Origin of the sequence: Rahnella sp. BIGb0603 (genome assembly GCF_024808755.1) — a bacterium.
Lineage (GTDB): Bacteria > Pseudomonadota > Gammaproteobacteria > Enterobacterales > Enterobacteriaceae > Rahnella > Rahnella contaminans.
In genome coordinates, this window is record NZ_JANUEX010000002.1 from 328,485 (window position 1) to 348,282 (window position 19,798).

General features: G+C 53.5%; 16 protein-coding genes and 1 pseudogene. 13 read left to right on the top strand and 4 right to left on the bottom strand.

The features are described from left to right. Window positions 1–17: 17 nt before the first annotated feature. Window positions 18–1,043 carry a TerC/Alx family metal homeostasis membrane protein gene (locus M2403_RS06640; RefSeq protein WP_259228788.1) on the bottom strand — a complete coding sequence of 342 codons (1,026 nt, stop codon included), beginning with the start codon at window positions 1,041–1,043 and terminating at the stop codon, window positions 18–20. A gap of 436 nt (window positions 1,044–1,479) precedes the next feature. Between M2403_RS06640 and M2403_RS06645 the strand changes: the two genes are divergently transcribed. Both M2403_RS06645 and uspE read left to right on the top strand, forming a co-directional pair. Continuing rightward, window positions 1,480–2,235, top strand: coding sequence for an FNR family transcription factor (locus M2403_RS06645; RefSeq protein WP_013575564.1), 756 nt, complete (start codon window positions 1,480–1,482; stop codon window positions 2,233–2,235). 155 nt (window positions 2,236–2,390) lie between these two features. Then, a complete protein-coding gene (gene uspE / locus M2403_RS06650) occupies window positions 2,391–3,350 on the top strand; it encodes a universal stress protein UspE (RefSeq protein ID WP_259228789.1) in 960 nt (319 codons plus the stop codon). Between the two features lie 73 nt (window positions 3,351–3,423). On the opposite strand, the gene pntB is transcribed toward uspE, so the two are convergent. Continuing rightward, a complete protein-coding gene (gene pntB, locus M2403_RS06655) occupies window positions 3,424–4,815 on the bottom strand; it encodes a Re/Si-specific NAD(P)(+) transhydrogenase subunit beta (protein WP_217153094.1) in 1,392 nt (463 codons plus the stop codon). Between the two features lie 10 nt (window positions 4,816–4,825). After that, window positions 4,826–6,355: a Re/Si-specific NAD(P)(+) transhydrogenase subunit alpha gene (pntA, locus tag M2403_RS06660; RefSeq protein ID WP_165058698.1), complete on the bottom strand. Its 1,530-nt coding sequence runs from the start codon at window positions 6,353–6,355 to the stop codon at window positions 4,826–4,828. A gap of 537 nt (window positions 6,356–6,892) precedes the next feature. On the opposite strand from pntA, the gene ydgH reads away from it, so the two are divergent. Further along, a complete protein-coding gene (ydgH, locus tag M2403_RS06665; RefSeq protein WP_152326274.1) occupies window positions 6,893–7,846 on the top strand; it encodes a DUF1471 family protein YdgH in 954 nt (317 codons plus the stop codon). 91 nt (window positions 7,847–7,937) lie between these two features. Here ydgH and M2403_RS06670 read toward each other — a convergent pair whose 3' ends face one another. Continuing rightward, window positions 7,938–9,050, bottom strand: coding sequence for a dipeptidase (locus M2403_RS06670; RefSeq protein ID WP_259228790.1), 1,113 nt, complete (start codon window positions 9,048–9,050; stop codon window positions 7,938–7,940). Between the two features lie 250 nt (window positions 9,051–9,300). Here M2403_RS06670 and M2403_RS06675 point away from each other — a divergent pair, with 250 nt between their 5' ends. From M2403_RS06675 to M2403_RS06720, 10 genes and pseudogenes are all read left to right on the top strand, one after another. After that, entirely contained in the window at window positions 9,301–10,896 is a 1,596-nt protein-coding gene (locus M2403_RS06675) for an ABC transporter substrate-binding protein (protein WP_208950729.1), read from the top strand. Further along, window positions 10,893–11,906, top strand: a complete 1,014-nt coding sequence (locus tag M2403_RS06680; RefSeq protein WP_152326277.1) for an ABC transporter permease — start codon at window positions 10,893–10,895, stop codon at window positions 11,904–11,906. Before M2403_RS06675 ends, M2403_RS06680 begins: the two co-directional genes overlap by 4 nt. Next, window positions 11,903–12,829: an ABC transporter permease gene (locus M2403_RS06685; protein WP_152326278.1), complete on the top strand. Its 927-nt coding sequence runs from the start codon at window positions 11,903–11,905 to the stop codon at window positions 12,827–12,829. Before M2403_RS06680 ends, M2403_RS06685 begins: the two co-directional genes overlap by 4 nt. Beyond that, window positions 12,829–13,659: an ABC transporter ATP-binding protein gene (locus M2403_RS06690; RefSeq protein ID WP_165058700.1), complete on the top strand. Its 831-nt coding sequence runs from the start codon at window positions 12,829–12,831 to the stop codon at window positions 13,657–13,659. The genes M2403_RS06685 and M2403_RS06690 overlap by 1 nt, the downstream gene beginning before the upstream one ends. Next, window positions 13,656–14,429: an ABC transporter ATP-binding protein gene (locus M2403_RS06695; protein WP_152326279.1), complete on the top strand. Its 774-nt coding sequence runs from the start codon at window positions 13,656–13,658 to the stop codon at window positions 14,427–14,429. The genes M2403_RS06690 and M2403_RS06695 overlap by 4 nt, the downstream gene beginning before the upstream one ends. 78 nt (window positions 14,430–14,507) lie before the next feature. Beyond that, window positions 14,508–16,067 carry a serine hydrolase gene (locus tag M2403_RS06700; protein ID WP_259228791.1) on the top strand — a complete coding sequence of 520 codons (1,560 nt, stop codon included), beginning with the start codon at window positions 14,508–14,510 and terminating at the stop codon, window positions 16,065–16,067. Between the two features lie 226 nt (window positions 16,068–16,293). Continuing rightward, window positions 16,294–16,695 (top strand): annotated as a pseudogene (locus M2403_RS06705) (FAD-dependent oxidoreductase); the annotation flags it as partial. A gap of 400 nt (window positions 16,696–17,095) precedes the next feature. Continuing rightward, entirely contained in the window at window positions 17,096–17,572 is a 477-nt protein-coding gene (locus tag M2403_RS06710) for a heme-binding protein (protein WP_152326282.1), read from the top strand. 74 nt (window positions 17,573–17,646) lie between these two features. Beyond that, window positions 17,647–18,201 (top strand): sorbitol dehydrogenase family protein, encoded by a 555-nt coding sequence (locus M2403_RS06715; protein WP_217153090.1) that lies wholly within the window; start codon window positions 17,647–17,649, stop codon window positions 18,199–18,201. Beyond that, window positions 18,194–19,798: a GMC family oxidoreductase gene (locus M2403_RS06720; RefSeq protein WP_259228792.1), complete on the top strand. Its 1,605-nt coding sequence runs from the start codon at window positions 18,194–18,196 to the stop codon at window positions 19,796–19,798. Before M2403_RS06715 ends, M2403_RS06720 begins: the two co-directional genes overlap by 8 nt.

Consider the following 19,798-nt stretch of genomic DNA (forward strand, 5'->3'; position numbering starts at 1 on the left):
AAATTACGGATTAGAAGCTAGGCAGATTCTTTTTTGCCAGGGAAAAGTAAGCTGGCCACAATACCCAGCGCCAGCACGCCCAGAACCACGTAAAGACTGGTCAACGCCTCGATTTCTATCCCGTGATGCCACAGATGATTACTTGAGTTCAGTGCCAGTTTTGCTGCAACAAAAAACAGCAGGAAAATCACAGATTTTTCCAGATGCACCAGATATTTACGCAGCGCTTCAAGCACGAAATACATCGTACGTAAGCCCAGCACGGCGAACATCATGGCGGAATAAACAATCAGCGGTTCGCGGCTGACGGCAATGACCGCAGGCACGCTGTCAAAAGCAAACATCAGGTCGGAGATTTCCACAACGGCAATACACAGCAACAGCGGCGTCGCGTAGCGTACGCCCTTCTTCACGGTAAAGCTGAAGCCCTGATTTTCCGGTTTCGCCAGTTCAGCTTCGACCTGCTCGCTGCTGACCAGAAAATGCGGCCCCACCAGTTTCGGGAACACCGGGAAAAAGCGGCGCACCATCCGGTTAGCGATGTGATCCGAGTAATCATCATTCTCTTCATCATCGTTGCCAGCACGCATCATCAGAATCGCCGTCCACAAAATGACAACGGCAAACACCATTTCAACCCACGGCCCCAGCGCCAGGAGGCTGGTGCCGATCACCACGAAAATCCCGCGGAAAACGATAGCGCCGATAACGCCCCAGTAAAGAATGCGATGACGATAACCATCAGGCACTTTAAACCAGGCAAAAATCGCCATAATCACGAACAGGTTGTCCACGGATAACACCTGCTCCAGCGCGTAACCGGTCAGGAACAGGCTGGCGACTTCTTTGCCATGATGGATATACAAAAAACCGGCAAAGCTGAGAGAAACGGCAATCCAGAAGAGTGTCCAGATTGAAGCGCTTTTCAGGCCAATCGGTTTGTGGCTGCGATGCGCGAAGATATCAATCAGCAGCGCGGCGACGGCCACGACAACAAAAACCACGGTCGTTTCGAATGGGAATCCCAGAGAATCAGACTGCATTACACCTTTCCTAAAATTAAACGAAAGCTAAACGAATCTGCGCATTGTATGCGGTTGCGAAGCGAATGGGTATCAAAGTCGTTGGCAGGTGGCATTTTGTGCCATCTTCTCGCGCGTTGAATTAAGGGGAGAAATTGATTCCCCACGCCCGCGAATAATTCACCGTCAGAGAATATCCTTAGGTTGCTATAAATTGATTCAGACGGCTAATTCATTAAAATAGAATTATAATTTTCACAGATAATTTGATGCCTTTTTAAATCTCATTGATTCTCAATTCGACTTAATTCCCAGTTCAGATCAAACTATTCCGAAAAAAACCTGTTTAAAATCGGGGTTTTTTAACATTTCGCTCTTTTCGCTCCATTCAGCTACTTATCACTCGCTGCAAAAGATGTTAAAATTGACCCATATCAATATTGCCAGAGTGACTATCATGATCCCAGAAAAACGTATTATTCGACGTATCCAATCTGGTGGCTGTGCAATCCATTGTCAGGACTGTAGCATCAGCCAGCTTTGTATTCCTTTCACCCTGAACGAGCATGAACTCGATCAGCTGGATAACATCATTGAAAGGAAAAAGCCGATCCAAAAAGGTCAGGCATTGTTTAAGGCCGGTGATGAATTGAAATCCCTTTACGCCATTCGTTCCGGGACCATTAAAAGCTATACCATCACTGAGCAAGGTGACGAACAGATTACCGGTTTCCATCTGGCAGGCGATTTAGTCGGTTTTGATGCCATTGGTGGTTTGCAGCACCCAAGTTTCGCACAAGCTTTGGAAACGTCCATGGTTTGTGAAATCCCGTTTGAGACGCTCGATGATCTCTCCGGGAAAATGCCAAATCTGCGTCAGCAAATGATGCGCCTGATGAGCGGTGAGATCAAAGGCGACCAGGACATGATCCTCCTGTTGTCGAAGAAAAATGCTGAAGAAAGACTGGCGGCGTTTATCTACAACCTCTCCCGCCGTTTCGCACAACGTGGCTTCTCTCAGCGCGAATTCCGCCTGACCATGACCCGTGGTGACATCGGTAACTATCTCGGCCTGACCGTCGAAACCATCAGCCGTCTGCTGGGCCGTTTCCAGAAATCAGAAATGCTGAGTGTTAAAGGCAAATACATTACGATTGAGAATCACGAAATGCTTTCTCAGTTAGCCGGACAGTCTGCCCCCGTTTCTGCCTGACCGTTTTGATTTTCTTCTAATAGATTGGCGTCGGATCATTCAAGGAATAATTTGTTGATCCGACTCAATTTCTCCTCTGTCCGATTGCTTAATCTTGGTTTACTCTGTACTTAATACACTGACCGCCGTTCTCTTACAGGTGTTAAGGAGTCCCCATGGCTAAGTATCAGAATTTACTGGTTGCTATAGACCCCAATCAGGATGACCAACCCGCACTGCGTCGTGCCGTTTATCTGGTGCAACGTAACGGTGGCCGCATTAAAGCCTTCCTGTCCATTTATGACTTTTCATACGAAATGACGACCATGCTTTCGCCTGATGAGCGAACCAGCATGCGCCAGAGCGTGATCAGTGAAAGAGAAGAATGGATCAAAGAGCAATGCCACTATTATGTCGATGCTGGCATTCCGATTGATGTCAAAGTCGTCTGGCACAACAAACCTTTTGAAGCGATTATTCAGGAAGTGATTTCCGGAAATCATGATTTGCTTCTGAAAATGGCTCATCAGCATGACCGTCTGGAATCCGTTATTTTCACCCCAACGGACTGGAATTTGCTGCGCAAATGCCCTTGCCCGGTCTGGATGGTGAAAGACCAGCCGTGGCCGGAAGGCGGTAAAGCGGTGGTTGCCGTTAACCTTTCCAGCGAAGAGCCTTATCACGACCCGCTCAACATCAAGCTGGTGAAAGAGACTATCGAACTCGCCAGCCATGTGAATCAGACCGAAGTCCATCTGGTCGGCGCATATCCGGTCACACCCATTAACATTGCTATCGAACTTCCAGATTTTGATCCAAGCGTTTATAACGACGCGATACGCGGTCAGCATCTGATTGCGATGAAAGCTTTACGCCAGAAATTCCAGCTCGATGAAAAATTCACGCACGTGGAAAAAGGTCTGCCGGAAGAAGTCATTCCTGACCTTGCGGAGCATCTGCAAGCGGGTGTCGTTGTGTTGGGGTCTATCGGGCGTACCGGTTTATCTGCGGCGTTTCTGGGCAATACGACAGAACAGGTGATCGACCATCTGAAATGTGATTTGCTTGCCATCAAACCCGATGATTTCGAGTGCCCTATTACGTCGGACGACGAAGAAGAAGATGAAGACGAATAACGTCTGAACAAGAGATAAAACAAAGGCCAGTCAACAGACTGGCCTTTTTCATTACTGAATTACCGATGGAAAATTACAGCGCGCGCAGGATTTTCTCTACGCTTTCTTTCGCATCGCCAAACAGCATTTGCGTATTTTCTTTAAAGAACAGCGGGTTCTGTACGCCGGCATAACCGGTGTTCATCGAACGTTTGAAAACGATAACGTTCTGCGCTTTCCATACTTCAAGCACCGGCATGCCGGCGATCGGGCTGCGCGGATCTTCCTGCGCGGCCGGGTTCACAGTGTCATTCGCACCGATCACCAGCACCACGTCGGTGTCGCTAAAGTCGTCGTTGATCTCGTCCATTTCCAACACGATGTCATACGGGACTTTTGCTTCTGCCAGCAGCACGTTCATATGGCCCGGCAAACGCCCGGCAACCGGGTGAATACCAAAACGTACTTTGATACCTTTCGCACGCAGTTTCGCCGTGATGTCGTGAACAGGATATTGCGCCTGTGCCACCGCCATGCCGTAGCCTGGGGTGATGATCACTGAGCTGGCGTTTTTCAGCATGTCGGCCACTTCCTCGGCTGACGCTTCATGGTATTCACCCATTTCTTCCGCATCACCGGTAGAAGAACCGTCAGTTCCAAAACCCCCGGCAATCACGCTGATGAACGAACGGTTCATCGCTTTACACATGATGTAGGACAGAATCGCACCGGAGGAACCCACCAGCGCACCGGTGACGATCAGCAGGTCATTACTCAGCATGAAACCTGCAGCCGCAGCGGCCCAACCGGAATAAGAGTTCAGCATGGAAACCACCACCGGCATATCCGCACCGCCAATGGAAGAAACCAGATGCCAGCCGAACGCCAGCGCAATCACGGTCATGATTAACAGCGCAAGCACCTGCAGGCCGACGCTTTCCGTGCGGACAAACGTCACCATCAGCAGGAAAGAAACAACCAGCGCCGCCAGATTCAGCTTGTGACGATGTGGCAGTGCGAGCGGTTTGGAAGAAAAAATCCCGCGCAGTTTGCCAAACGCCACAATCGAACCGGTGAAGGTCACCGCACCGATGAAGATGCCGAGGAATACTTCGGTCAGATGGATGTTTTCCATCACGCCTTCCATCGGTACAGCGCCGTGGTCCAGATAGCTGTTAAAGCCCACCAGAACCGCCGCCAGCCCCACGAAACTGTGCAGGATAGCCACCAGTTCAGGCATTTCGGTCATTTCGACTTTACGCGCCAGATAAACACCGATTGCACCGCCGATCACCATCGCGACGATGATCCAGCCCACGTTACCGGAGTCTGGCCCCAGAATGGTCGCGATTAATGCAATGGCCATCCCGGTGACGCCGAAAATGTTACCCTGCTTAGACGTTTCATGTTTTGAAAGCCCTGCAAGGCTGCAAATAAACAGAATAGCGGCAACAATATATGCTGCTGTAACTAAACCCCCAGACATATGTTACCCCTTAGTTCTTGCGAAACATCTTCAGCATGCGCTGAGTGACGGTGAATCCGCCGAAAATATTGATACTGGCAATCAGAACGGCAATAAAGGACAGGAAACTGACCCAACCGCCATGACCGATTTGCAGCACGGCACCCACCACGATGATCCCAGAAATGGCGTTAGTGACCGACATTAACGGGGTATGCAACGCATGACTGACATTCCAGACCACGTAATAACCGACCACGCAGGACAGCGCGAAAACGGTAAAGTGGGAAAGGAATTCTTTCGGAGCAACATTGGCCAGCCAGCCAAACAGCACGATGGCGACGGCCATGATGATGAATTTGGTCCACGGGTTAGCCGGTTTAGCTTCTGCTTTTACTACAGGTTCAGCGGCTTTCGCAGCTTGTGGCTGGGCAGAAACCTGAATCGGTGGCGCAGGCCAGGTGACTTCGCCGGTTTTCACCACGGTCACGCCGCGCACAACGGTATCTTCGAAATCAATTTCGATTTCGCCGTTTTTCTCTTTGCACAGCAGTTTCAGCAGGTTAACCAGGTTGGTGCCGTACAGTTGCGAAGACTGTGTTGGCAGACGGCTTGGCAGATCGGTGTAACCGATGATCTTCACACCGTTTTCGGTCGTGGTGATTTTGTCGGCAACGGTCAGTTCACAGTTACCGCCGGTTTGTGCTGCCAGATCGACAATCACACTGCCCGGTTTCATGGACGCGACCATTTCTTTGGTGATGAGCTTCGGCGCCGGACGTCCCGGGATCAGCGCGGTAGTCACGATGATATCCACTTCTTCCGCCTGAGCCGCAAACAGCGCCATTTCCGCTTTGATGAACGCTTCGGACATCACTTTCGCGTAGCCGTCACCGCTGCCCGCTTCTTCTTCGAAGTCCAGTTCCAGGAACTCCGCGCCCATACTTTGTACCTGCTCCTTAACTTCAGGGCGGGTATCAAACGCACGAACGATGGCACCGAGGCTGCCTGCTGCACCGATGGCAGCAAGACCAGCCACACCGGCACCGATAATCATGACTTTTGCAGGCGGGACTTTACCAGCGGCAGTGATTTGCCCGGTGAAGAATCGGCCAAATTCATGCGCAGCTTCAACAATCGCACGGTAACCGGCGATGTTAGCCATCGAACTCAGGGCATCCAGAGATTGCGCGCGGGAAATACGTGGCACAGAATCCATTGCCATCGCCGTCACCTGACGGTCGGCCAATTTTTGTATCAGTTCAGGATTTTGCGCAGGCCAGATAAAGCTGACCAGCGTGGTTCCTGCCTGTAATTTGTCAATTTCATCGTTTTCAGGCGCATTGACCTTCAAAACGATATCTGATTGCCATACATCATCGCCAGTGACGACCGAGGCCCCCGCTTCTTCATACGCGGAATCTTCAAAGCTGGCTAACTTACCTGCACCCTGTTCGATAGCCACCGTGAAGCCGAGTTTGAGCAACTGTTCCACCGTCTTCGGCGTGGCTGCAACCCTGGCTTCATTGGTCAACCGCTCTTTTGGTACACCAATACGCATAGTATTCCCTTCACCCTTTTCATTGATGATTTGTGTCATCGACATAACAATTCAATTACCAGCCTGTCGGTTATATTAACGACCGAAAATCTGTTTTCGCAGGCTGGGTATAACCTACTGAATATCTAATCAATAATCTACGTATCGCAGCGATAGTCAGGCAATTAATAATAAAAAAACTGATAGGGCTCGCAAACCTGCTGCAAACCGTGAGAAACAGGCCTTTATTTCACCTGAGAATTCTATTTATACCGGATCAATCGCTCAGGTAAGTCTCACTTTACCCCGCCCGGCGCGGGCATAAAAGTTAGAAAATAGTGAATAATTAACATTTATTTCACTACTTGGTTTATTCATCAAACTTATATAAGTTAGGGGCAGTAAAAAAAGAGGTGTGATATCTCGATACCGCTCGCATTATTGCCATAAATTGCTGAGACACTCAGCATTGTTACATGCAATAATCGGCCGCTAACCTGTTACACATCAAGAATTCAGCACGTTTCAACATTACAGCGCAAGGTGAAAGGATTTTTTATGAAGCTGACAAAAACGATCATCGCATCGGCCCTGTTTTCTATTTCTGCGCTGTCCGCAGCACATGCCGCGCAGGAAATTAGCCCGCAGAAAGCAGCCGCCATCAAGCCTTTTGATCGCATTGTTATTACCGGGCGATTTAACACGCTGGGCGACGCGTCTGACGCCGTTTCCCGCCGTGCCGATACGCTGGGTGCAGATTATTTTTATATTCAAGATACCAATACCACTAACAATAGCGGTAACTGGCGCGTAGTTGCAGATATCTATAAAAAAGATGCGCCTGAAGTCAGCAATGACCCGCACTACCGCGTGATTAACGGCGTTGTAGAGCTTCCGAAAGACGTCGCTTACGGCCTTGAGCCTTTTGATACCGTGACTGTCAGCGGTTTCTTCCGCAGCCAGCCAGACGTGAATGATGCTATTACTCAGGCCGCGAAACAGAAAGGGGCTTACTCCTTCTTCATCGTGCGCCAGATTGATGCCAACAGCGGCGGCAACCAGTACATCACTGCGTTCATTTATAAGAAAGATGCCCCTAAACGCGTTGTTCAGTCTCCTGATGCCATTCCTGCTGATTCCGAAGCCGGTAAAGCGGCGCTGGCGGCAGGCGGTGCAGAAGCGAAGAAAGTTGAAATTCCGGGCGTGGCCTCTTCCGGCAGCCCAAGCCGTTCCGTAGGCCGTTTCTTCGAAACGCAGTCTTCTACCGGTCAGCGTTACACTGTCACGGCAACTAACGGGGCTAAGATTCAGGAAGTGAACGACGTCACTGCAGCTCAGATGGTTCCGTTTGATTCCACGACTTTCACCGGTCACTTCAACAGCACCACCGACGTTTCTCAGGAAGTGGCGAACCGTGCTGCGGCGAAAGGCGCCAAGTTCTACCACATTACCCGTCAGTGGCAGAACAAAAGCGGCGGCAACCTGACCGTGAGCGCAGACTTCTTCAAATAAGTCTGACTATCGCTAAAAAACAAAAGGCAGCCTTTCAAAGCTGCCTTTTTACTTTCTGCAATTCACGTCGCTGCGTGGTTCTCTGCGTACGTTATTTTCCCCAGGTTCTTTCCAGAACGTTAACCCAGTTTTTATAGCAAATCTTCTCCAGCAGCGCCTGCCCGTAACCCGCTTCACGCAGCGCATTGACCAGCACAGGCAAACCGCGCACATCCGACAAGAACGGTGCCATTGACGCACCGTCAAAATCCGAACCAAAGCCCACGTTGTCTTCGCCCAGATGTTCCACCAGATAATCCACGTGGCGCACCATAATGTCGGTGCCGGTATCGTCGCTTCTTTTACCGTCTTCACGCAGGAACGGCACGGCAAAGTTCAGACCGACGAAACCGTTGCTCTCTTTGATGGCGGCCAGCTGTTTGTCGATCAGATTGCGTGACTGCGGGCAGATGCTGAACGCATTGGAATGGCTGGCGACCAGCGGCGCATCACTCAGCCCGGCAATTTCCCAGAAGCCTTTTTCATTGAGGTGCGACAGATCAATCATGATGCGTTTCTGATTACAGGCCTTCACCAACCGGACGCCCGCTTCCGTCAGCCCCGGACCGGTATCCGGCGAGGTTTGATATTTGAACGGGACACCGTGACCGAAGATGTTCGGACGGCTCCAGACTGGCCCCAGCGAACGCAACCCCATGCTGTAAAGCACATCCAGATTATATAAATCCTCATCTATCGCTTCGGCTCCTTCAATATGCATAACCACAGCTAATGCATGGTTATCTATTGACTGACGAATTTCCTGCGCCGTACGGCAAATTTTCACCTTTCCTTGCGACTGTTCTTCAATTCTGAGCAAAAACGCCATCATGCCAAATGTGACATCGCGTGCAAAATCGAAAGAAGGTGTCGGAGAAAAATCAGGATGTTTTTGAGTACCTTCCGCAAGGAATCGCGTGTCGACTGAGCGATCAGGCACGCTATTTGCTAGATCAATATCTGGAGTGGGTACCCACGCGGCAAACAGCCCGCCGGCAAAGCCCGCTTCACGACAGCGCGGCAGGTCTAATTGTCCGCTGGCGGGTCCCTGAAGGAATGCGCGTTCAGGATTTTGACGATGTTCTTTCCAAAGCTGTAGCAAAACATCGTTATGTCCATCAAATACTGGCATTAATTCTTCAGTTCCGTGCGCTACGTTATTCATAAAAAAGGTCTACCTTTGATTAAGCATGACTAAGACAACGGAGATTTGCTCAGACGAAGTGCATCATCTGCGAACGATTGCACCAACGAAGAACAAACACAGTACGCTTCAGATTAGTTTTTTCGATACGAAACGTCGACAGGTGCAAAGCAACGTTTTTTCATTTAAGCCAGTTGCCTGAGTTTAAGTCAAGGGTCTGACAACGTAATTTTTAATTTTACTTTTATATATCAACACGATGGGAGTAGTTATGGTTACCAGGCGTCAATTTGTTACCGGTTTTTCTGCAATACCTGTGCTGTCATACCTTAAATTTGATTCCGTGTTTGCGGCCACGCCCGCCTCGATTCTGGTGATGGCGATCCAACTCGACATTATTACCAGCCTTGACCCGCATGAAAGCTTCGAGTCCGTGGGCAGCGAAATTACCGGCAATATGTATCAGCAACTGGTGAAACCCAAGCTGGCCTCCCCTGATGAAATCGAAGGCGATCTGGCCCTGTCATGGACCGCTTCCGACGATAAAAAAACCTTTACCTTCAAACTGGATCCGAAAGCCAAATGGGCCGACGGCAAACCGGTTACCGCTGAAGATGCCGCGTTCTCCCTACAACGCGTAGTCAAACTCGACAAGAGCCCGGCGTATATCATCAACCAGTTTGGCTATACCAAAGACAACGTCGACAGTATGATCACTGCCACTGACGCCGAAACTCTGGTGATCAAAACCGCTGAACCGGCTTCCGAATCTTTCCTCCTATATTGCCTGACCGCCAACGTCGGCAGCATCGTGCAGAAATCCGCCTGTCTGGCGAATCAGGCCGGTGAGGATTTGGGTAACGCCTGGCTGAAGAAAAACAGCGCCGGTTCCGGGGCCTTCAAACTGCGTGACTGGAAAGTCAGTGAATCCGTCATTCTCGAAAGCAACAAGAACAACCCGCACGCGGGCAAAATCCAGCGCATCATCATGCGCCACATTATCGACCCGTCTGCCCAGCTGCTGATGTTGCAAAAAGGCGATATCGATATCGCACGTAACCTGACCACCGAACAGCTGCGTCCGCTGTTGAAAGACAAAAACTTCACGCTGGTTCAGAAAGGAATTGCCGGAACATTCATGCTTTCCGCCAATACCGCGCACCCGAACCTGGCGAAACCGCAGGTCTGGCAGGCGATCAAATGGGCGATCGATTACGAAAACATTCAGCAGCATATCGTGCCGCTGACGCACAAAATCCATCAGAGCTTCCTGCCTGAAGGTTTCCCGGCGGCGGTGAACACCATCATGTACAAACGCGACGTGGCGAAATCCAAAGCGCTGCTGGCCGAAGCCGGTTTCCCGAACGGGTTTGAAATCACGCTCGATCATTATTCCGCGTCCCCTTCTTCTGACATCGTGCAGGCATTGCAATCTAACCTCGCCGAAGTCGGGATTAAAGTGACGCTGCTCGCGGCAGAAAGCCGTCAGGTACTGACCAAAATGCGTGCGCGTCAGCAACAACTGGCGATGACTCAATGGGGTGCGGACTACTTTGACCCGAACTCTAACGCCGAAGCCTTTTGCAGCAACCCGGATAACACCGATGCCGCGAAAAGCCGCACGCTGGCGTGGCGTTGCAGCTGGCAGGATAAATCAATCTCTGACCTCAGCACTCAGGCGCTGAAAGAATCAGATCCCGCCACCCGCATCAAACTCTACGAAGAGTTGCAGACCAAACATATGGAAAACAGCCCGTTTGCCATCATGCTGCAACCGACCATGACCGCCGCCTGCCGTAACGTGATTTCCGGTGTGGTATTAACTGTAATGAGCACCAGCCCATACGAGAAGGTTGTTAAAGCGTGAGCAAGAGACTCAATGGATTTCTGAGTACCTGCATCAGCGTTTGTCTTACTTTGTTTGGTCTGTCGGTGGTGACTTTCTTTATCGGTCGCGTCATGCCGACGGACCCGGTTCTGGCTGCGGTGGGCGACAATGCACCGCAGGCAGTCGTCGAACGGGTTCGTCATGAAATGGGGCTGGATCAGCCCCTCTGGATGCAGTTCTTTCATTACATCAGTCAGGTCTTTCACGGTGATTTAGGCCGGTCTGCCCTGACGTCCAATCTGGTCACCACGGATATCGCGCGTTTCTTCCCGGCCACGCTGGAACTGGCAACGGCGGCGATTATTATTGCGGCCATCGTCGGCATTCCGCTGGGCGTCTGGGCGGCAACGCGTCAGGGAAGCTGGATTGACCAGACCATCCGCGTGGTGTGTCTGGCCGGTCACTCCCTGCCGGTGTTTGTGCTCGCGCTGCTCAGCCTGCTGATTTTCTACTCCGCGTTAGGCATCGCGCCCGGCCCGGGCCGTCAGGACATCATCTATCAGGACATGATCCCGCAGGTCACCGGTTTACTGACGGTCGATTCGCTGATCGCCGGGGATATGGGGGCATTTTGGGATGCGCTGGCGCACATGGCTCAGCCGGTTCTGATCCTCGCCTATTTCAGCATGGCCTACATCACGCGTATGACCCGCACTTTCATGCTCAACGCGCTCGGCGGCGAATACGTCATCACCGCGCGCGCCAAAGGGCTGTCAGCACAGCGTGTCATCTGGAAACACGCGTTTCCGACCGTGGGCGTACAGCTGATTACGGTTCTGGCCCTGACTTACGCCGGTTTACTCGAGGGCGCCGTGGTCACGGAAAACGTCTTCTCGTGGCCGGGCCTCGGGCAATATCTCACCGTGTCATTAATGAACGCCGACATGAACCCGGTCATCGGCTCCACCTTGCTGATTGGCGCCATTTACGTGCTGCTTAACCTGCTGGCCGACCTTCTCTACCGACTATTGGATCCCCGCGTAACATGAGCATTTTACCTGTCACATCGCAACCCCGCGCAGGCAGCCGCGCCTGGCTGCTGGCGGATACGCCTCACACCCGCACGCAAGCGGTCTGGGGGCGCAGATACCGTATCTGGCTTGGCCTGCGCAAAAATCCACTGGCGATCACCGGCCTGTTTACCGTGCTGGTGGTTCTGCTGATTTCAATCTGTGCGCCGTGGCTGACCAGCTATGATCCGGGAACGCAGGATCTGGCGCACCGTCTGGCGAAACCGTCGTCCCTGCACTGGCTCGGCACCGATGAACTGGGCCGCGACACGCTGAGCCGCATTTTGTACGGCGGACGCATCACGCTCGGCATGGTGATTATCGTCGTGGCAATTGTCGCGCCGGTTGGCCTGTTGATCGGCTGCGTCGCGGGTTACGCCGGAGGCTTGCTGGATCGCATTCTGATGCGCATCACTGACATCTTTCTGGCCTTCCCGCGTCTGATTCTGGCGCTGGCTTTCGTGGCGGCGCTTAAGCCCGGCATCGAAAGCGCCATTCTTGCCATCGCCCTCACCGCCTGGCCGCCGTATGCCCGTCTGGCGCGCGCCGAAACCATGCAGGTGCGCGGCACGGATTACATTGCCGCCTGCCGTCTGACCGGCGCAACGCCCGCCCGCATTGTACTGCGTCACATCATGCCGCTGTGCGTGCCAAGTCTGGTCGTGCGCATTACGCTGGACATGAGTTCGATCATTATCACCGCCGCCAGCCTCGGATTTTTGGGCATGGGCGCACAACCGCCGTCGCCGGAGTGGGGCGCGATGATTGCGACCGCACGCCGTTTCCTGTTCAGCGAATGGTGGGTGCCACTGATCCCGGCGATTGCCATTTTCGTGACTTCTCTGGCGTTTAACTTCCTCGGCGACGGGCTGCGTGACGTCCTCGATCCTAAGGAGAAATGATGCTGGTTGATATCAAAGATCTGCATATTACCTTCCAGACCAACAGCGGAAGTTTTGATGCTGTTCGCGGCGTTTCGCTTTCTCTGGGCAAGGAAAAGTTCGGTATCGTGGGCGAAAGCGGTTCGGGGAAATCCCTGACCGCGCGCTGTCTGATGAACCTGTTGCCGTCCAGCGCGAAATGCCGCGCGGAAACACTCTCTTTCGACGGCATTGATCTGCGTAATGCCAGTGAAAAACAGATGCGCCAGATACGCGGAAAGCGCGTCGGCTTTATCCTTCAGGATCCGAAATACTCGCTCAATCCGGTGATGCCGGTTGGCAAACAGGTGGCAGAAGCGTGGCAGACACACAAGGGTGGCTCGAACAAACAGGCCATGAATGCTGCCATTGAACTGCTCGATCAGGTGAAAATCCGTGAGCCGCATAAAGTGGCACAACGTTACGCGCATGAAATCTCCGGCGGTATGGGCCAGCGCGTCATGATTGCCATGATGCTGGCACCGGATCCTGAACTGATGATTGCCGACGAACCCACCAGCGCGCTCGATGCCACCGTTCAGGCAGAAATTCTGCGTTTGCTGGATGACCTGGTGTCCAGCCGCGGAATGGGCCTGATTCTGATCAGCCACGATTTGCCGCTGGTCTCCAAATTCTGCGACCGCGTGGCGGTGATGTACGCGGGGCGCATCGTCGAAACGTTACAGGCCGGTGATTTGCTGAAAGCCCAACATCCTTACACGCGCGGGTTGCTGGAATGCCTGCCGTCGCTGAAACATCCGCGTGACAGACTGCCGGTGCTGGTGCGTGATGAAGCCTGGAAAACCTCATGACAGTAGAATCCCCTTCTTTAGATAACAGCAAAATCATCCTCAATAACCTGCGCATTGCGTTCGGCGATACGGAAGTGGTCAAAGGCGTCAGCTTCAGCGTGGCACCCGGCGAATGCTTTGGCATTGTCGGCGAAAGCGGCTCGGGTAAATCCACGATTTTACGCGCACTGGCCGGGCTGAACCGGTCGTGGTCGGGTGAAATGGTGATTGGCGGCGAAGACCAGATGCCGGTGCGGCAGAAGCGATTTTTCCGCCGTGTGCAGATGGTTTTTCAGGATCCGTACGGCTCGCTGCATCCGCGTCAGACCATCGACCGCATTCTGAGTGAACCGCTGATCGTTCACGGTTTCCTGAATATCGAAAAGCGCATTACCGACGCTCTGGCTGAAGTCGGGCTGCCGCAGGCGGTGCGTTTTCGCTTCCCGCACCAGCTTTCCGGCGGACAGCGCCAGCGTGTGGCGATTGCGCGGGCGATGATTTCAGAACCGGAAATCCTGCTGCTTGATGAACCTACGTCGGCGCTGGACGTTTCGGTTCAGGCCGAAATTCTGAACCTGCTGAGCGATCTGCGTGAGCGCCGGAAACTGACCTATATTCTGGTCAGCCACAATCTGGCCGTCGTAGCGCATCTTTGCACCAGCATCGGCGTCATGATTGGTGGTGAAATGGTCGAGCTTCTGAGTGCAGACGATTTGCGGACAGGCAACGTCACCCATCCGCACACAGCAGAGTTAAGATCGTTAAGTCTCAGTTTAGAGGAGCCCGAATAGCCCCGGCGGCGGATTCGGTTTTCACGGGCAGTCCGGGCTGCCCGTCTTATTCACTGATAGACAATTAAGGAGATGTTAATGACATCCACCGCACAGTCTGCTTTACAGTGGCAGGCGGCTGAAACGACAGCAAAATGCATAACTGAAAAATGGAATAAACCCGGTGAACCGGGTGGCGCAATCACCCTTTTTGACAGCAAAACGCTGCGCGCTTACGCCACCGGCGGCCTGTCGAATCTGACGACCACCGAACCTTTCAGCGTTGATTCCGTTGTGCGTTATGCCTCCGTCACCAAACATATTTTTGCCGCTCTCGCACTGCTTCGCAGTGATGCAGGACTTTCCCTCAGCGATACCCTCGGCCAGTATTTACCCCAGCTAAAAGCCCCGATGGCACAAGTGACGATAGGTCAGGCGCTGGACATGACCGGCGGTTTGCCGGACGTGCGCGAAACCTTATCGCTGCTGGGCGTATCGGTCTATAACGTCAGCGAAGCCGTGGCGATCATGGATTTTCTGGCGCAGGACGGCGCGCTGAATTTCCCGGCGGGTACCGAGATTTCTTACAGTAATACCGGCTACCGGCTGGTGGAGGAGATCCTGAAACAAAAAGGCATTCTGTTCGAAGACCTGCTGCAAAAGCATATCGCGCAACCGCTGGACATTGCTTTCCACGCGCCGGAAACCTGGTTTGATATCGTCCACGGGCTGGTGCCAGGCTACTGGCAGGATGCGACCGGCTGGAAAACCGCCGTCGCAGGTCTGCATCTTTCTGCGTCCGGCAGCCTGACCGGCAGCGCGCGATCATTGAGCGTCTGGCTGCAAAGCTTACTCAGCAATACCGGCCCCGGCGCAGGCGTACTGAAAACCCTCACGCAACAACGTTATCTGCACGGCGATATTCCGTCGGCTTACGGTCTGGGCACCACGTCTTCACAAATCGGTGAACATACGGTTTACGGCCACGGTGGCTCGCATGCCGGCTACAAAACCTATTTCCTGTTGCATCCTGAGCTGGACGCCGGCGTGGCGCTGGTTTCCAACCGTGAAGACACCACCGCGTACACTCACGCACTGGAAGTCATGTCCGCCCTGCTCGCCTCCCCGTTACCGCCGCGCAGCAACGCGCTGCCGGACGGTCTTTACGCCAGCACCGCCGAGCCGTACTGGCTGAAAGTCAGCAACGGTACCGCCAGCTATCTCGGTTCCGCCGACAACTTATATCAGGGCGCAGATGCAGAAGAAGCCATTACGCTTTCCGCACACATGCCGATGCGTTTGCGCTGGGACGGCAAAGCAATTCAGGGAGAAATCGGCCATGCATCGCGGTATTTCACGCCAGTCGTACCCAATGATTGCCTGAAAATGGTTCAGGGGCGCTGGTACCATCCCGAATCCAAAGCCGCGTTTGATATCGAAGGCGATCAGCTCAGGATTGGCGTCGGCACTTTACGCGCCTGCGGGCAACTGACGTCGCTCGGCGCAGGGCGTCTGCTGGTCGAACTCCCCGACGGGCCGTGGAAGAAAAACTTCTGCCTCTACTTCCAGGGTTACAGCGTCCGGCTGGTATCAAACCGCAGCCGTGTACTGAATTTCCGTCGTGACGAATGCCGTATCAGCTGGCCGACGACGAAATAAACCGGCCACATCCGCCGCCCCGCGTTAACCGGTTATTCCGGGTCAATGCGGGGTGGCGACAAGTCCGGTGAATGATTTTCCCCCGAAGTTGACCTCACTTAAAACCTGCAAAATACCTGTTCCTGACGGGAAAACCCGTGCTGACGCCCAATTGAAAATTCGCTCAAAATCTGGACGCAAAATTAACCTTTATTTATTTGTGGTTAATTAACAAGGCTGAAACGTTGTTTGCGGGATCCGTTTGTTACGCACCGCCCCCGGCGCACCGGATGCCAGCGGACGGCGTCGCCCCGAACCGATCCCCGGTTCTGAATTTTTGCTTGAGGCCGATGCCATTATCATGGCGTTCGGATTCCAGCCGCACGCCATGCCGTGGCTGAACGAACTGGCCGTTGAGCGTGATTCGGCCGGGCGTCTGGTCACGTCGCACGCGGGAGCTTTCCCGTACCAGACCAGCCATCCGCAGATTTTTGCCGGAGGCGATGCGGTGCGCGGCGCGGATCTGGTGGTGACCGCAATGGACGACGGACGTCAGGCGGCAAGCAGTATTATCGCCTGGCTGGAAAACCGCGATCGCGCCATTGCGGGGCTCTCACCGGAAGGCAGCCTGTTTCCCATGACGCACTGAAATCTCGCGCATATGCCATCACAAAAAACCTCTTTAACGGGAGGTGTTTTTGTTAATTGGATCACACTTTGTTAATACAAACGGATCACTTGGTACATAACAGCACAAAATGCTCAACCCTTATTCTGCAAGGCTTGCAAGCCCGATTTGGTGAAAATACCCCCACAAACCCCCTGTAAGAATTAGTTGCCAGCCGCAACCGTCACTTCTGCTATTTTGTTAATTGAATTAACATCCACGAAACAAAAAGCAATAACACTTTCTTCGTTGTGGCATTAAGAAGCATCGATAAATGCTCAGCCCGACAACGTTATTGGCTTTTAACTTATTTATTTTCAGCGTTTTTATTTCAAAACACTTTCAAGGCAATGTTGTTGCTACTGTTACAAGGGATGAGTCTATGTCTGTAAAAAAACACACCGCTAAAACACTACTTTGTGTCTCCTCACTGCTGTTCTCTGCCACATCCGCCTTCGCCGCCGGGCATCCTCAGCTCGATAATGCCCAGGCAGCCAAAGTGATCGACAGCGTTAAATCCACGCTGGCCGAACAACATAGCACCGGCTGCGTGGCCGTTGTTGACGCATCTGGTTCATTACTGGCGTTCCAGCGCCTCGACGGTTCCCCGGCCGGTTGTGTCGATGCGTCAATCGGTAAAGCCCGCACCTCTGCGCTGTATCACGCGCCGTCGCTGAAATTCATGCAGCGTCTGGCCGGTGGCGAAACCACGGTGCTGGCGATCCCGCACGCGGTTGCGCTGGGCGGCGGGTTCCCGCTGACCCTGAACGGCGAAGTGGTTGGCGCCGTGGGCGTCAGCACACCGAAGCAGGATATTGATAACCAGTCTTCTGAAAAAGCGGCCGGCGTCCTGAAATAACAGGCACTTTTCTACAATCCTTCTTGTTGACGGTCACGCCCGTGGCCGTTTCAGAACGTATACGGAATTTCAGCATGATCAATCTCTCTCGTCGCCGGATGGTTCTCGGCACCGCGGGCGTGCTGGCTGCGGGTTTTGGCAGCCAGCTGCTTGGCGGTGGCGTATTTGCCACACTGGCGCATGCCGCACCACCACTGGCTTCAGCCATCACCATGCCCGCCGGGTTTATGACGCTGTCAAAACAGCTGACCGGCATGGCGTCGCTCGAACCGCATCTCGGCCAGGCACTCTACAGCTGGCTGCATGATAAGCAACTTGATGCCCAGCTCGACGCCCTTTCCGCGCTGCTCACCGCACATGACGGGGTGGTCGGCGATGACCTGCATCAGCTGCTGGCACAACAACCCGCGGAACTGGCGCAGCTCTATCAGCAACTGGTCAGCGGCTGGTACCTCGGCGTTGTCGGCCAGCCCGGCAGCCAGAAATGCATCGGATTCGAAAACATCGTCAGCTATCAGCTGCTGAAAAATAACCTGCTGCCGCCAAGCTATGCGCCGGGTGAGCCGAATTTCTGGGTTAACAAACCTGCCACAACGCAACAAAATTCCCCGGAGGTCACTCATGGCTGAAGCGCTGAATGCTGACGTCGTCGTCATTGGTGCCGGTATCGCCGGTTCTCTTGCCGCGCTGAAAATGGTGAAAGCCGGTGTTTCCGTGCTGATGCTGGATTCCGGCCCGGTGATCAAACGTGACGAAGCAGTCGAACTGTTTCGTCAGTCGCCGCTGAAAGGCGATTTTACTGAACCCTATCCGCCAAAACCCTGGGCTCCGCAACCCAAATTCCAGCCAAAAGATAACAACTATCTGATCCAGAAAGGTCCGGATCTGTATGCCGCGCAATACCTGCGCGGCGTCGGTGGCACTACCTGGCACTGGGCGGGACAGGCATTCCGTTTGCTGCCAAACGACATGAAAATCAAAACGCTGTACGGCATCGGACGCGACTGGCCCATCAGTTATGAAGAGCTGGAACCGTACTACACCGAAGCCGAAATACAGATGGGCGTTTCCGGTGACGATGCGCTGGATTCCCCGCGTTCGCAGCCGTATCCGCTGCCGGGCATTCCGCTGCCTTACGGCTTTGACCGCATCAGCAAACGTATTGCCAAACTGGGTTATGTGTTGGGCATCGGCCCGCAGGCGCGCAACAGTATTCCTTACGATGGCCGCCCTGCCTGCTGCGGCAACAATAACTGCATGCCGGTCTGCCCGATTGATGCGCAATACCACGGCGGCATTTCCGCCCGTAAAGCCATCGAAGCCGGTGTCCGCGTGATTGCCAATGCTGTGGTGTACAAGATTGAAGCCAGCGACAGCGGCGAGATTGTTGCCGTGCATTATCTCGACGCCGACAAAGTCACGCACAAAGTCACCGGTAAGCGTTTCGTCCTGACCGCCAACGGCATCGAAAGCCCGAAACTGCTGCTGATGTCCACCAGTGATAAATACCCAGATGGCATCGCCAACAGTTCCGGCATGGTCGGCCGTAACCTGATGGATCACCCCGGCACCTCGGTAGAGTTCTATGCCGATGAACCGGTGTATTTCGGCCGCGGCCCGATGCGTCCGGGCAGTATCAATAACCTGCGCGACGGTGAATTCCGCAGCGACCGATCCGCGTTACGTATCGACGTCGCCAATACGTCTCCGGTGCGTTATCTCACGGAACGGCTGGTGCGTCAGGGCTATTACGGCAAAGCGCTGAACGACAAACTGGCGTTCCAGTCCGAGCGTTTTATCCAGTTGAAATGCCTGCTGGAAATGCTGCCGGAGCCGGAAAACCGCGTGGTGCTGAGTAAAACTGAGAAAGACGAATGGGGCATTCCGCGTCTGGAAGTCCACTACAAATTCCCGGAATACGTACATCGCGGCTATGACCAGTCAATGCTCGATTTCCAGAAGATCGTCAAAGAGATGGGCGGCACCGAAGTGGTGTACAGCAAGCGTGGCGTTTACGACAACAACCAGCACATCACCGGCACCATGATTATGGGCAGCGATCCGAAGGATTCCGTGGTGGATGGCGACTGTCGTACGCATGACCACCCGAACCTGTTCATTGCCGGTACCGGCATTATGCCGTCGGCCTCCACGGTGAACTCCACGCTGTCCGGTACAGCACTGGCATTACGCATGGCGGACACGGTGCTGAAAAGCCTGGCCTGA

Bases quoted from the DNA above. Each gene is read 5' to 3' on its own strand.
- uspE (WP_259228789.1), top strand. From the start codon at position 2,391: ATGGCTAAGTATCAGAATTTACTGGTTGCTATAGACCCCAATCAGGAT.
- pntB (WP_217153094.1), bottom strand. From the start codon at position 4,815: ATGTCTGGGGGTTTAGTTACAGCAGCATATATTGTTGCCGCTATTCTG.
- M2403_RS06640 (WP_259228788.1), bottom strand. From the start codon at position 1,043: ATGCAGTCTGATTCTCTGGGATTCCCATTCGAAACGACCGTGGTTTTT.
- ydgH (WP_152326274.1), top strand. From the start codon at position 6,893: ATGAAGCTGACAAAAACGATCATCGCATCGGCCCTGTTTTCTATTTCT.
- M2403_RS06670 (WP_259228790.1), bottom strand. From the start codon at position 9,050: ATGAATAACGTAGCGCACGGAACTGAAGAATTAATGCCAGTATTTGAT.
- M2403_RS06690 (WP_165058700.1), top strand. From the start codon at position 12,829: ATGCTGGTTGATATCAAAGATCTGCATATTACCTTCCAGACCAACAGC.
- M2403_RS06645 (WP_013575564.1), top strand. From the start codon at position 1,480: ATGATCCCAGAAAAACGTATTATTCGACGTATCCAATCTGGTGGCTGT.
- M2403_RS06675 (WP_208950729.1), top strand. From the start codon at position 9,301: ATGGTTACCAGGCGTCAATTTGTTACCGGTTTTTCTGCAATACCTGTG.
- M2403_RS06720 (WP_259228792.1), top strand. From the start codon at position 18,194: ATGGCTGAAGCGCTGAATGCTGACGTCGTCGTCATTGGTGCCGGTATC.
- M2403_RS06715 (WP_217153090.1), top strand. From the start codon at position 17,647: ATGATCAATCTCTCTCGTCGCCGGATGGTTCTCGGCACCGCGGGCGTG.
- M2403_RS06700 (WP_259228791.1), top strand. From the start codon at position 14,508: ATGACATCCACCGCACAGTCTGCTTTACAGTGGCAGGCGGCTGAAACG.
- M2403_RS06685 (WP_152326278.1), top strand. From the start codon at position 11,903: ATGAGCATTTTACCTGTCACATCGCAACCCCGCGCAGGCAGCCGCGCC.
- M2403_RS06695 (WP_152326279.1), top strand. From the start codon at position 13,656: ATGACAGTAGAATCCCCTTCTTTAGATAACAGCAAAATCATCCTCAAT.
- M2403_RS06710 (WP_152326282.1), top strand. From the start codon at position 17,096: ATGTCTGTAAAAAAACACACCGCTAAAACACTACTTTGTGTCTCCTCA.
- pntA (WP_165058698.1), bottom strand. From the start codon at position 6,355: ATGCGTATTGGTGTACCAAAAGAGCGGTTGACCAATGAAGCCAGGGTT.